General features: G+C 67.6%; 10 protein-coding genes. 3 read left to right on the forward strand and 7 right to left on the reverse strand.

From position 1 onward, the window contains the following. The first annotated feature begins 355 nt into the window (after positions 1-355). The 3 genes from VT03_RS07130 to VT03_RS07140 all read left to right on the forward strand — a co-directional run bounded on the left by VT03_RS07130 (position 356) and on the right by VT03_RS07140 (position 5,738). Positions 356-3,073: a hypothetical protein gene (locus tag VT03_RS07130; protein WP_075092358.1), complete on the forward strand. Its 2,718-nt coding sequence runs from the start codon at positions 356-358 to the stop codon at positions 3,071-3,073. A gap of 615 nt (positions 3,074-3,688) precedes the next feature. Further along, complete coding sequence (locus tag VT03_RS07135; protein ID WP_075092359.1) at positions 3,689-4,543, forward strand: hypothetical protein; 855 nt, start codon at positions 3,689-3,691, stop codon at positions 4,541-4,543. A 106-nt stretch (positions 4,544-4,649) separates the two neighbouring features. Next, positions 4,650-5,738, forward strand: coding sequence for a phosphatidate phosphatase App1 family protein (locus VT03_RS07140; protein ID WP_197489231.1), 1,089 nt, complete (start codon positions 4,650-4,652; stop codon positions 5,736-5,738). On the opposite strand, the gene murJ is transcribed toward VT03_RS07140, so the two are convergent. The 7 genes from murJ to VT03_RS07175 all read right to left on the reverse strand — a co-directional run bounded on the left by murJ (position 5,721) and on the right by VT03_RS07175 (position 13,737). After that, positions 5,721-7,079 (reverse strand): murein biosynthesis integral membrane protein MurJ, encoded by a 1,359-nt coding sequence (gene murJ / locus VT03_RS07145; protein WP_197489232.1) that lies wholly within the window; start codon positions 7,077-7,079, stop codon positions 5,721-5,723. The genes VT03_RS07140 and murJ overlap by 18 nt on opposite strands. An 82-nt stretch (positions 7,080-7,161) precedes the next feature. Next, a complete protein-coding gene (asnB, locus tag VT03_RS07150; RefSeq protein ID WP_075092362.1) occupies positions 7,162-8,961 on the reverse strand; it encodes an asparagine synthase (glutamine-hydrolyzing) in 1,800 nt (599 codons plus the stop codon). A 1-nt stretch (position 8,962) separates the two neighbouring features. Then, complete coding sequence (locus VT03_RS07155; protein WP_075092363.1) at positions 8,963-9,520, reverse strand: sugar transferase; 558 nt, start codon at positions 9,518-9,520, stop codon at positions 8,963-8,965. Continuing rightward, positions 9,520-10,356, reverse strand: coding sequence for an aldolase/citrate lyase family protein (locus tag VT03_RS07160; RefSeq protein ID WP_075092364.1), 837 nt, complete (start codon positions 10,354-10,356; stop codon positions 9,520-9,522). The genes VT03_RS07155 and VT03_RS07160 overlap by 1 nt, the downstream gene beginning before the upstream one ends. Positions 10,357-10,453: 97 nt before the next feature. After that, positions 10,454-11,635, reverse strand: a complete 1,182-nt coding sequence (locus tag VT03_RS07165) for a LegC family aminotransferase (protein WP_197489233.1) — start codon at positions 11,633-11,635, stop codon at positions 10,454-10,456. A gap of 51 nt (positions 11,636-11,686) precedes the next feature. Next, on the reverse strand, positions 11,687-12,670 hold the full coding sequence (locus VT03_RS07170; protein WP_075096972.1) for an SDR family NAD(P)-dependent oxidoreductase: 984 nt from the start codon (positions 12,668-12,670) through the stop codon (positions 11,687-11,689). Further along, a complete protein-coding gene (locus VT03_RS07175) occupies positions 12,667-13,737 on the reverse strand; it encodes a nucleotidyltransferase family protein (RefSeq protein WP_075092366.1) in 1,071 nt (356 codons plus the stop codon). The genes VT03_RS07170 and VT03_RS07175 overlap by 4 nt, the downstream gene beginning before the upstream one ends. Positions 13,738-13,820 lie beyond the last annotated feature (83 nt).

Consider the following 13,820-nt stretch of genomic DNA (forward strand, 5'->3'; position numbering starts at 1 on the left):
AGGTCTCGGCGTCAGTCCGGAAAGGTGGGGATGGGGCCCCTCGATCGCGCGGGCGCGGCGCCGCCCGGCCGTCGGACGAGGCTTCGTCCGCGTTTCCGGGTCGTCACCAGCGAGCTGAGTGCGAGCGGGCGTGGTCGAAGCGCGCAGACCGGTCACATTCCGCTCAGCAGCTTCGCCCCACAACTCTAGCTGTCGATCGAAATTCGGAGAACCAAACCGCTCCCCCGCGCGGGATGTTCACAATCTGCCTCACGTCCGTCCCCTACAGGCGATCCAACCCCGGGCGACACAATCCCTCGGGACCGCTATCTTCGGAATCCCCGTCGTTCCGTGTCGAACCGGTGAGGTCCGTCCCATGCGTTCGATCGCGCTCCTGTGGTTCTTCCTCATCCCCGCCTGCGGCCGCGGGGAATCCCTGATCCTCGACCTGCGTGACGCGGAGACCACGCGCGGCTGGCGGGGACTGCACGACCTCGCCCCGCTGGAGCGGACCGCCAAAGGCCTCGTGACCCGGTCGACCGGCGACGACCCCTATCTGGCGACGACGCCCCTGAACGTTCCGGACGGCCGCCCGCTGATCCTGACGATGCGAGCCCGCAACCGCGCTGGGGGCTCGTTCCAGGTGTTCTATTACGCCGACGGCGACGGTCCCTCGGAGGGGCGCTCGGTCCGCTTCTCGCTCCCCGGCGGCGACCTGAGGGAAGTCTCCGTCGCCCTGCCGCCGCTGACGGCGAAGACGCGGTTCCGCTTCGATCCCCCGGTCGGCGAAACGCTCCTCGAACGTGTCATGCTCGAACCGCGACTGGAGATTCCCGATCCGCCGCTTCCCAGGATTGATGCCGCCCGCGCGGACCCGGCTGGTCCGGGACTTCACCACAGAACGTCCAGCCTCGTCTATTCGACGACGTCGTGGAACCACCTGGCTCTTTCGGTCGGCGGGAAGACGGTCGCCGTCGGACATCCGCGGCCCCTTGTCGGCTATCGTCAGGGAGACCAGGTCCGCTGGCTGGACATCAACGAGGCTCCTGGCGGGACGCAAACCGACGCCGCAGGTCCGCTCCTGACGTGTGTCCGGCGCGTTTCCGACCCCGATGGTGGAACCTGGACCTTTCGCCACGAGGTCGCGCCCGGTTCCTTGCCGGGCACGTTCAACCTGGGAGCGACCGTCGCGTGCGATCAGCCGCGCGAGATCGTTTTCGTCCCGCTGCTGCTCGTCTGCCCTAGGCTCGGCACGTTCGGCGAAGCCAAGACGCAAGGGCTCTTCGCGGGAGTGGAGTACCTCGATCACGACCCCAGCCGGTCCGAGGCGGACGTCCGCGGTCCCGGAGCCGCGCGACGGGTCCCGGCGGCCCACAAGGTCACGTTCCCCCTGATGGCGATCCACCACGACAACGCCTGGTCGGCCCTGCTCTGGCACCGGTCGAGCGAGGTCGCCCCGCTGTTCGATTCTCCGGACCGGACATTCGGTTCGGGCGCCCACCTGATGGGCCTGATCGCTCCGGGGCCGGATGCGAACCTCCGGACCGACGGGGATCTCTTCCCGTTCCGTCCGGGGCGGCTGGAAGCGAATCAACCGCTGACCGCGCGGGCCACGCTGGCAGCCGGCGAAGGGACAAGCGTCGTCCCGGCCATCGAAACGTACGTCGCCTCGCGGCCCGGAGCCGGCGCGTTCGCAGGATCCTCGTCGGCCAGCTCGCTGGCCGCCGCGGGACAAGGACTATCGCCGCTGCCGGAAATCGGCGATCCCCAGGCCCACCTGACCAACGCCGCGCGAGGCTGGCTCGACACCCCGATCCGCGACGGAGACCGGTTCCGGCACGCCCTCCCGGGGGAGACCTTCGCGGCCCAACCGGCCGCCGATGCCGCGTGGATGATGGAACAGCTCGCCCATCTTTCGAAGGACGCCGCGCTCTCCGGGCGGCTCCGCGAAACCGCCGAATCCGCCTGGAAAGCGGTGGAAGGGCGGGACCTGACGGCCCATCGGGTGGGGCACCTCACCACGCCGGTTGCCCCGCTCCTCCGCGGGGAGATGAAGGACTCGCTCCGTCATGCCCGGGAGCGGGCGGAAGCGGCCGATCGCCGTTTCGATCCGGAGGGGCGAATCCTCTACACACCGCGGCCGGACAAGGACTATTCAACGACGCACTGGTCCAAGGAGGCGAACGGGCTCGCGGCGCAGGTCGTGGCCCAGTTCCTCGAAGACGCGGCGTTCTCGGGAGACCGGGACCTGATCGCCCGCGCGGTCGGACGCCTCCGCGGCCTCGACAAGTTCGCCCGCACGGTCCCCCGAGGAGCGCAGACGTGGGAGATCCCGCTCCACACTCCCGACATTCTGGCCTCCGCCCACCTGATCCGGGCCTACGTCCTCGGGTGGGAACTGACCGGCGAGCAGGCGTTGCTCGAATCCGCCCGCTACTGGGCCTGGACCGGCGTCCCCTTCGTCTACCTGGAAAACCCGACTCCGCAGCCGATCGGTCCGTACGCGACGATCGCCGTGCTCGGGGCCACGAACTGGGAAGCACCGCTCTGGATCGGCCTCCCGGTCCAGTGGTGCGGCCTGTGCTACGCCGACGCCCTCCTGCGTCTGGCGCGGCACGATGGCAGCGGTCCGTGGCAGCACATCGCCGAAGGAATCGCCCGCAGCGGTCTGCAGCAGGCCTACCCCGCCGACCATCCCCGGCACGGCCTGCTCCCCGACTCCTTTACGCTCGACATCCAGCAGCGGAACATCTTCGATATCAACCCGGGCACGCTCCACCCGGTCACGATGGCGGCCGTCTTCGGCCAGCCCCCGTATTCGCTGGCGAGCCTCGATTCGGGCAAGCTCCTGATTCACGCCGCCGGCCGGGTCGTCGCCACGGGAACGCCAGCGACGGAAGTCCACATCGGCGTCGTCCCCTCCTTTCCCGGACCATCGCGCGTCCTGATTCACGGCTGCGGTCCGCAGCCGCGGGTGAGCGTCGATGGCCGCGAGATCCCGCTCCAGAATGCCTCCACATGGCTTCCCGGGTCCCAGACCTGCGTGCTGACGATCACCGGGAAGGCGGCCATCGAGATCCGGCCCGCCGAGTGAACACACGAACACAAATGGTGAGCTGCGCGACTCTTGGAGGACTCCGGCTCCCCGACATTGCCCTCAGGCGGGACCGCTGTTATGCTTCCCGACCCGCCTCCCCCCGGAGGCCGGATTGTGTATTGCATTCCAGCACGTGAGAAAGGGGAGTCCGGCAAGTCATGGGTGTGAAGAAGACAGGTAAAGGGCGGCGGAAGCAAGGTCGGAAGAAGCGTCGCATGCGTGCCCGGATTCGGCACCGCAAGTAATCTTCGTCGCCCTGTCAGACACTCATCGACAGTTGCCGGCCCCGTTTGGGGCCGTTTTCATTGGTGGAGTGCGAGCGGGCGCCCGGACTTGGGCAGCGCCGGAAGGTGAAACACCAAGGCACCAAGACGGCACAAAGGCCACCAAGGATTGGGGACAGGCTGCTGGACGGTCGTGCATTCGCGCCAGAAACGCTTGGCGAAACCAACTTCCTCCCTGTTTCCTTTGTGTTCTTGGTGCCACCTTGGTGCCTTGGTGTTTAATCTCTTCGACGACGCTTTCGATGAGAGAACGGAACGGAGGGGATATGGAGCGCCCGACCTCTGCTCCTGAGCTTCGTCCGTAACCCTCGCCCCGCGAAGAGACCTCATGCCCCTTCTCGACCGGGAAGAGTACATCGAGCAGGCTTACTTCTTCCGGGTCTACCGGGAGCGGATCGCGGAAAACGTCCCCTCCCAGGAAGTCCTGCGGATGGTCCGCGAGGAAATCCTCGCCACCACCAAGCTCCCGCTGGCGATCGACTTCCTCTGCGGCGAACTCGAACACCGGGGCCGGCTCTCTCCCGGAATGGGGCAGCTCGCCCATTACTTCACCCCCTTCCAGACGTTCCTCGTCGAGAAGGCGGAAGAGGACAAATCGAAGTTCGACTTCCGGATCGCCCTCCAGGTCCTGGAACGGGAGGCGGGCCACCGGGCTGAGCACACGAACCCGGCCGCCCTGTTCGTCTACCAGTTCGAGTGCCTCGCCCGGAACCGGCTGGGGTACGACCACGGCCTCAGGGCGGTCGCTGCCGACCCGATCTACGGTCCGGAGTGGAAGGAGTGGATCGTCCGGGTCCGCAAGCAGCTCGGGACGGTCGACTTCCCGGACATGATCTACGCCCGCTCGGAGTACTTCCTCGAGGAGCTCCGCCGCCAGGAACGGAACCCGGACCTCCCGGCCCCGTACCCGATGCTGTTCGGCCGGCAGGAAGGGCGGATCGCGAAAGCGAGCCACGGCCGCGACCCGCTCTACATGTTCGGAGCCCTCCAGCGTCAGCTCGGCTATCCGACGGTGCCGCGGCCGACCCCGGCTCGGACCGGCCCCCTCTTCGACCCCGCGACCGAGCTCCGGTTCCAGAAGGTCGAGACTCGGCTCATGCTCCTCGAACAGGAGTCGAAGGGGACCGTCGACCTTTCCAAGCTGGCATCGCCGTTCGCGACGGACGATCCTGATACCCAGTAGAGGCGAGCCGGCTGGGTGAGTGGAACCTCTCGCCATCGGACGCCGGAGTCATCAGGGAGTCGCGTCGATGCGCTGGCCGGCCGCACTTCTGATGTGGGGAGGACTGATGCTGTCATCCGTTTTCGGGCAGGACCGGATCAAGAGCGACGAGCGGGTCGTCTTCTTCCCGACCGCCGGGACCTGGAATGACGAGACTCGCGAGTGGACCGCCGACATCCACGGCTGGATCTACGAGCCGGAGGTGAACGACTTCCTCCGCCGGCAGCTCACGGAGCGGATCCTCGCCGTCATGGGCCGCGGCCGAGACTGGGACGACGCGACCGAGGAGCGGCTTCGAGGCCGGATCTCCCGCTTCCTCTACGACAACGAGCGGTCCAAGCAGCTCCGCATCACGATCGGCGAAGCGGCCTGCGACCTAGAGCCCTCTGCGGCCGACGGCCATTTCACCGGCCAGGTCCGTATCCCGGAAGCCGTCCGCGGAAATCCTGGACGCGATGGGACAATTGAGTTCCGGCTGCTCGAGTCCGGCGAACAGGAGATCCGCGGGACTATCCATCTCCTGGCTCCCCGCGGCCTCTCGATCGTCAGCGACGTCGATGACACGATCAAGGTGTCGGACGTCCGCAACCGCCAGCGGCTCCTGGAACGGACGTTCCTCGAGGAGTTCGTCCCCGTCGAAGGGATGGCGGCCCTCTACCGGGACCTCGCCGACCGCGGCGCCACGATCCACTATCTCTCGAATTCCCCCTGCCAGCTCTATTTCGATCTGGAAGCGTTTCGGGCCGAGCATCGTTTCCCCGCGGGGACTTGGTCGCTGAACCGCTTCCGCCTGAAGGATCCCGGGAGCTGGGACCGGATGCTGACTCCCGAAGTCTCGAAGGGGACGCGGATCGAAGCGCTGCTCCGGCGGTTCCCGGGCCGGCAGTTCGTCCTTGTGGGCGACAGCGGCGAGCGGGATCCCGAGATCTACGGCGAACTGGCCCGCACGTTTCCCGAGCAGGTGCGGCAGGTCTGGATCCGCAGCGTCGACGAGACCGTCGATCGCGAGGCCCCGCGGTTCACGGCCGCCTTCCGAGAGGTGCCGGCCGATCGCTGGATTCTGTTCCGCGACCCGGCCGTCCTGAAAGAGTCGCCCTTCGTCCGGACGTTGCGAGAGACCGCCCCCGTCCCCGCCCCGTCAGGCGGCCCGCGCTGACGGCGGCGAGTCTTCGTCGGCCGGAGTCGCGACCGCCATCGCGTCGTTCGAAAGTCCGCGGACCGTCAGGATCAGCGTGTAGGCCCAGGCGGCGACGACCGTCGCGGCGACGACCCCGTGGATCCCCCATTCCCGCTCGGCGAGCCACATGCCGGGGACCAGGAGGGCAAAGACCGCCAGCCCCCAGCGGAGCGGCGTCGATGTGTTCTGCCGGGCATGGAATCCGGCCATCGCCAGCGACGTCAGGACCGCCGCGGGGACGCCGAGGATCGAGACCCGGGCCAGGTCGGCGACAAGCCGGGCGGCGTCATGATCGAGCCGACCGTGGCGGAAGATCAGACCTACGACGGGGTCGGCGAGCCACTGGAAGGCGATGATGACCGGGACGAGTCCCAGGAGGATGAGCTGGGCCGATGTCCGGATCATGGTCCGGGCGCCGTGGGAGTCGCCGGATTGAATCGCGCGGCTGATCCGCGGGAGGACGATCATCGAGATGACCGCGGTGCAGATCCCCGCCGGCAGTTCGCCGAGCTTGAGGGCGTACGACACCGCTGCGGCAGCGCCGGGCTGGTGACTGGCAAACGCGCGGGCCGTGACCGGCAGGAGGACCAGGAGACCGATTGCGGCGAGTGCCTGGACGTATCGCTGTCCGATCCCCGGCGGCAGCCGGTCAAACCGCAGGATCCGCGAGAACGCGCCGTTGAGACCGCCGTCCCGCGCGGCCGCGATCCCCTGCATGACAACGCGGGCGAGAGCTCCGGCGACGACCGCCCAGGCGGCGGTCCGTCCGGTGTGACCGGACGCGAACAGGCCGATGACGAGAACTGCCGTCAGGTTGAAAGCCAGCGTTCCGAGCGTGGCGAAGGTCAGCCGCTGGTGAATCTGCAGGACCGCCGACAGGACCGCCGTCGCGGCACTGAGCGGGAACGCCAGCAGGGCGACGCGGGCCATCTGGAGAGCGGCCAAATGGTCGGCCCCGTCGAAGCCGGGGGCCATCAGCTCCACCCACAGGGGGGCGAGGCCCGCCAGGATCACCGCCAGGATCGATCCCAGCCCCGTGATCATCGTGAACGACTGTCCGAGGAACCGCCGGGCCGCCGGTTCGCCGTCGCGGCTCGCCTGGCGGTGGTATTCCGGGACCAGGACCGCCGAGACCGCGCCGCCGATCAGGAGGCTCGTCAGGAGGTCGGGGAGCGTCATGGCGAACATCGCCAGGTCGGCGGCCCGGGTCAGGCCGTAGACCCGCGCCAGAACCATTTCGCGCAGCAGTCCGGAGGCCCGTCCGAGGAGCATTCCTCCGGCCACCGTGAGAACACCAATAATGAGCGCCCGACTTCGCATTCTGTTTTCAATTCGCCTCCGAAGGAGGCTGGGAAGGATCCGGGGGGCCGCTCCGTCTCGGAGGCGGCACCACGGTCGATCCCTATGCGGCCCTGCGGAGAGCGACGGAGCTCGTCTTCGCATCGACGAACGTCCGGTTCCACCACTCAACGGCAATGAGGGCCCGCAACTCCCGCGTTCGATCCTGTTCGCCCGATTGATGCTGGTCGAGGAGCCGCGCCACCTCGCGGCGTTCGAACAGCCCCCGCTGCGCCGTCCGCGCGGAGAGGAGCATGTCCCGGCAGTAGGATGCCTGTCCGCTCTTGAACCACTCGCCGACGGGGACCGTAAACATCTGCTTCTTCCGGTCGGCGAGCTGGGTCCCGATGAGGGGCCGGACCGCCTTCTTGTAGATCGACTTCGTCTCGCCGCCGCGGAGCTTGAGGTTCCCCGGCATGCGGAACGCGAGCTCCATCATCCGGTAGTCGAGGAACGGGGCCCGCGTCTCCAGGCCGACCGCCATCGCCATCCGGTCCGGTTTGACGAGGTTGTTCCCCGGCAGGAGGTGCATCATGTCGACGTACAGCGCCTGGTTGATCCGGTCCATGTGCCGCGACCGGTCGAACAGCGGCTGCAGGGAGTCCCAGGCCGCTTCGCTCAGGTCCGCCGTCCCGCCCGAGACCCGCCGCCGCTCGTCGTCCGCGAAGAGGCAGAGGTTGCGGTAGTAGCGCCGCTGGAACGACTCCGGCGTCCCCTCCAGAACGGAGGGATCAGCGAAGAAGTTCTTGTACTTGTCGTAGCCGGCAAACAGCTCATCCGCGCCGTCGCCGGTGAGGACCATCTTGACGTGCTCGACCGCCAGCTCCGCGACCCGGAGGGTCGGCAGGAACGAGATGTCGCCGTGCGGCTGGTCGCAGTGCCACGTCGCACGCGGCCACAGACCGAGCATGTTGGCATCGACCTTCCGCATGACGTGCCGCGTCCCGAACCGTTCCGCCGCCGCCGCCGCAAAGGGGGACTCGTCGTACTTCGCTTCATGGAAGCCGATACAGAACGAGCGGACCGGCTCGTCCAGATGGCGGGACATCAGGCCGACCACCGTCGACGAATCGACCCCGCCGGAGAGGAAGGCCCCGAACGGAACGTCGGCCCGGAGCCGGATCCGGACCGCGTCGTCGAGGGTCGCGTTGAACTCCTCGATCCACGCCTCTTCGGACCGCTCTTCGGATTCGATCGCCGCCAGGTCCCACCAGCGGACGGTGCGGGCCCCGGTCCGGGTCACCTGCATCCAGTGTCCGGGGGGGACATGGGACACTCCCTTGAACATCGTCCGCGGCGGGGGGATGAAGTTGAACGCCAGGAACTGCTCAAGGGCGACTTCGTCGGTCTCGGTCGAGACACCGGCCCGGAGGAGCGACTTGATCTCGGAGGCGAACAGGAGCCGCCGGCCGTCGTCGGAGACATACAGCGGCTTTTCCCCGATCCGGTCCCGGATGAGGTAGAGGCACTCCTCTTTCGCATCGTGAATCGCGATGGCGAACATCCCGTTCAGCCGGGAGACGAAGTTGATCCCATGCCGCTCATAGAGCCGCAGGATGACCTCGGTGTCGCAGGTCGTCTCGCAGACGATCCCTTCGCGGGCCAGCTCTTCGGCCAGCTCGATGAAGTTGAAGATCTCCCCGTTCTGCACCACGGCAATCCGGCCATCCCGCGACAGGAACGGCTGACCGCCCCCGGCGACATCGAGGATCGCCAGCCGCTGGTTGCCGATCGCCACGCCCCCCGCAACGTGCCGTCCGTGTCCGTCCGGTCCGCGGTGGGCAATCGCTTCCGCCATCCCGTTGAGGGTCAGGCCGTCGATGGTCCGGTGCCGCCGGTCGAGAACGCCGTAGATTCCGCACATCTCAGTTCCCTCCCGTGAACACGACCTGCCGGACGGTGAGCAGGATCAGGCGGACGTCGAACCACAGCGAGGACCGCTGCACGTACTCCAGGTCGAGCGTGTTCCGCTCCTCGACGGTCGCGGCGGACCGCTTCGTCGCCTGGGCGAGACCGGTGATCCCCGGCTGGACGGAGTTCCGGAGCTCCCACTCCTCCCCGGTGTACTGCGACCGCTGTTCGAAGACGTTCGGCCGCGGGCCGACGATCGACATGTCCCCCAGGAGGACATTGAGGAGTTGCGGGAGCTCGTCGAGGCTCGTCTTACGGAGCAGCCGTCCGACGCGCGTGATCCGCGGGTCGTTGTCGCTCGTGAAGTACGGCCCGATCTTCGGCGCGTCAGGGACCATCGAGCGGAACTTGAAGATCCGGAACGGGGCCCCGAAACGGCCAACGCGGGTCTGCCGGAAGAAGACCGGCCCCCGCGAGTCGAGCTTGATGAGGAGAGCGATGAGGCAGAACACCGGAGCGAGCAGAACGAGCGCCGCGCCGCTGACCGCGATGTCGAACAGCCGCTTGAACATCAGGCCGCCTCCTGCTGGGACCGGCTGGCGACGATCTCCGCGACGATCGACTGCAGCCGGAGCTGGTCCTGCAGCGTCTGCTCGGGAGTCCTTCGGGCCAGGGAATGCTCGAAGGCCCGGACTGCCGAGACCGACGCCCAGAAATCATCCCGCTGGCTCCGCGCCAGCTCGACTTCGCCGAGCCCCTTGTGGAACGCCCGCGAGAGGATGACCGATTGCGATCCGAGGCGGACATGCTCGCCGAGGACCAGGTCGCCGGGGAGCGTCCCTTCCCCCATGCGGGCGATGCCGCCGAAGCCGAACCGAAGCCCGGCCTGCTGGACGACGTCCGAGATCCGGTCGACCGTGCCGTTCGCCAGGAGCTCGAACATGAACTTGAGTCCGAGGCTCAGATGCAGGTCGTTGAGTCCCAGGAATACCTCGTGAAGGCCCGGCACCCGGACCACGCGGCGGATGTCCCCCGCCGCCTCCCGGGTCTCGACAAGCGGAATGATCCCGACCCGGCCGTTCACGATCTTCGAGAACCGCGCGAGCTCGTCGGCGCTGCGGAACATCGGGAGCATCAGGAAGTCCGCCCCCGCCTCGATCGCGCCGTCGACCTCCCGATCCGACCCGGTATGCAGCGGGTTGAGCCGGACCATCAGCTCCGCCTTCGGAACGGCGGTCCGGACCGAAGCGACGTCGTTCAGCGTATGGTCGCTGATGACGGTGTTGAGATTCCCCTGCCGCTCGTGTTTTCCCAGGATCTCCATGTCGACGAAGATCCGCTGCACGCCACAGGCATGGACATGCCGGGCGACGGACGGGTGCTTCGTGATGAGCATCAGGGTGAGCATGGCGGGCAGGTTAGGCGGGGCTGGGGGGGGCGGGGGAGCGGGCGGATCGAGGAGGCAGGATTCCGGATCGAGGCCGGAGGGGGGAGAGGCCGAGGGCTTACGCGGCCTGCCGCTCGGCGGCGCTCGCCGCGAGGCGGGCGCTGCTGGGGATGTTGATGACTTCTTTCTGGAGCGACCGGGCGACGGTCAGGTCCATCTGGGGATGCCCCTGGTACATCGGCAGGTCCGGAAGCAGGTCCCAGACCGGGCGGGTCATGAGCCCCGATTCGTGGCTCGTCGCCAGGACGTGGTCGCGGACCACCTTGCCGCCGGGGACCAGGAGGGCGTTGAGCCAGTAGTTGCTCTCGCCGAACTGCGGCTCGATGAAGAACTTCGCGTCGTTGCAACCGGCGAACGCCGATGCGAACTGGAGAGCGAGAGCCCGCTTGCGGGCCCGCATCTCCGGCAGCCGCTCGAGCTGGGCGCACCCGAGAGCGGCGTTCAGGTTTGGCATCCGGTAGTTGAACCCGACCTCGTCGTGGACGTACTCCCAGCGGTGGGCCCGCTTGGCGGTCGTCGTCAGGTGCTTCGCCCGGTCGGCGAGGGCGTCGTCGTTCGTCAGGATCGCCCCGCCGCCGCCGGTCGTGATGATCTTGTTTCCGTTGAAGCTCAGGGCCCCGACCCGGCCGATCGTCCCGGTGTGCCGCTGCTTGTAGTACGTCCCGAGCGACTCGGCGGCGTCCTCGACCAGAGCGATCTTGAACCGCTCGCAGACTTCGACGAGCGGATCGAGGTCGACCGGATGGCCGAGCGTGTGCATCGGAATGACCGCCCGGATCCGCCGGCGGCTGAGCCGGTTCCAGGCGACGCCGTTCCGCAGCGTGACGATCTTCCGCAGGTAGCCGTCGAGCTTCCGCGGATCGAGGCCGAGCGTGTACCGCTCCGAGTCGACGAAGTGCGGAATCGCCTGGCAGTAGGAGATCGCGTTGGCGGTGGCGACGAAGCTCAGGGCGGGGCAGAGGACTTCGTCCCCCGGCTGGACGTCGCACAGCTTGAGGCTGATGTGCAGGGCGGCGGTCCCGTTGACGACCGCCACGGCCCGCTTGGCCCCGGTGTACTCGGCGAGCATCGACTCGAAGCGATCGACATATTTGCCGACCGAGGAGACCCATCCCGACTGGACGCAGTCGGAGACGTACTCTTTCTCGCGTCCCTGGAATTCCGGTTCATGGAGAGCGACCTGAGCCGCATCTCCCACGACGAGCCTGAGGCGGCGAACGATGTCCTGTGCGGCGTCCATTCCCAGCATCCTTTCCGGGTCGGGCCAGTCGGCGGCAATCCGCGTTCCGCTCTAAACGGTGTACTGTCCCGGGCGATACCGATCGAGGTGCGCGCGCATCCACTCGATCGTCTTGAGGAGTCCTTCGTCGAACGAGACCTCCGGGGTCCAGCCCAGGAGCGTCCGCGCGAGTGTGTTGTCTGCGAGCAGCCGGTTGACTTCGCTCTTCTCGGGGCGGAGCCGCTGCTCTTCCGTCACGATCGGGACGTCCCGCCCGACGAGCCGGATGATCGATTTCGCCAGTTCGCCGACGCTGATCTCCTGGTTCGAGCCCAGGTTGATCGTCCGTCCCTCGACCCCCGGGACCGAGGCCCCCTTGAGGAATCCGGCGACAGTGTTGGCGACGTAGTTCAGGTCCCGCGTCGGGGTCAGGCTCCCGAGCCGGACTTCGCTCCCGCTGAGGGCCTGCGTGATGATCGTGGGGATGACCGCCCGGGTCGACTGCCGGGGGCCGTAGGTGTTGAACGGGCGGATCGTCACGACCGGCAGGTCGAACGAGCGGTAGTAGGACTCGACGAGCTTGTCGGCCCCGATCTTGGTCGCGGAGTACGGGGACTGCCCCTGGAGGGGATGCTCCTCGTCGATTGGGACCCGCAGCGCGGTCCCGTAGACCTCGCTCGTCGACGTGTGGACGACCCGCGGGGTCTTAAGCAGCCGGGCCGCTTCGAGAACGTTGAGCGTTCCGTCGATGTTCGTCCGGACGTAGGAATCGGGAGCGTGGTACGAGTAGGGGATCGCAATGAGAGCGGCGAGGTGCAGGACGACGTCGCAGCCCTCCATCGCCCGGCGGACGTTCCCGCTGTCGCGGATGTCCCCGGCGAAGACGTCCATTTCCTTGCTGAGCGGAGAGTCGTCGAGCCAGCCCCAGCGGCCGGCCGAGCCGTAGCGGACCATCGCCCGGACGCGGGCCCCTTCACGGACGAGGCGCTCCGCGAGATGGCTGCCGATGAACCCGCCGGCGCCGGTGACGAGCACGCTCTTTCCCTGCCAGCTCATGCCGCCCATCCCAGGCTCTGGACGTCCCGCTGCGCCCGTTGAAAGTCCTCGATCTGGCCGATATCGAGCCAGTATTCCACCACCGGGAAGGTCACCACCTTGCGGCCCTCCTCCAGCAGCGCGCCGATCAGGTCCGTCATGTCGAACCGCCGGTCGGCCGGAATGTATCTCTTCACATCCGGTTCGAGAAGATAGATCCCCGCGTTGACGAGGAACTCGTATTTCGGCTTCTCGCGAAGGGCCCGGACGACCCCCTGTTCCGCCTGGACGACCCCGTAGGGGACCTTGAATTCGTACTGCCGGACCCCGACGGTCAGGGCCGCCTCATGCTCGCGGTGGAACCGGACGAGTTCCTGGAAGTCGACCCCGGTCAGGATGTCGCCGTTCATCACGAGCAGCGGTTCGTCGCTCTCGGGAAGGAGCGACAGGGCCCCGGCGGTCCCGAGCGGCTTTTCCTCGGCGACGTAGTTGATCCGCACGCCGAAGTCGCTGCCGTCGCCGAAGTGGTCGTGGATCTTCTCCGGGAGGTAGTGCGTCGTCAGGCTGACGTTCCGGATCCCGCTCTTGCGGAGCCGTTCGACCGTCCGCTGAAGCAATGGCTGTCCGCCGATATTGAGCATCGGCTTCGGTGTTTCGTCGGTCAGGGGGCGAAGCCGGGTCCCGAAGCCCCCCGCCATGATGACCGCCGAGACCGGGATCTCCGGCGTCGTTTCGAGTTCTTCGCGGATCGCCAGCCGGACAAGCCGCCCGCCCCGGTCGAGGACCGGGACATGCCGGATCTCATGGTGGGCCATGAGTTCTTCGAGCTCGGCGTCCGAGGCTTCGGCGGGAGCGGTGATCGGTTTGCGGGCGTTCGGGGGCCGCCGGACGATGAGGGACGTGACCGGCGAGTCGAGACCGACGCCGGCGAGGATCGCGCGGCGGATGTCGCCGTCGGTGATCGTCGTCACGAGTCGTTCGAACTCATCCGTGACCAGCGCGATCCCTTTCCCCGACCGGTCGATCGCCGTCATGGCGTCGCGGATCGTGGCGGATTCGTCGATCAGAAACCTGGTCAGATCATCCATGATCGGAGCCGAACGCGATGAGAAAGGCCTCTTTCCACGGCCCATCAGACCTGAGCGCCTCTCATCTCACGGTGCAGCGTAGC

It is taken from the genome of Planctomyces sp. SH-PL14, from assembly GCF_001610835.1.
GTDB lineage: Bacteria > Planctomycetota > Planctomycetia > Planctomycetales > Planctomycetaceae > Planctomyces_A.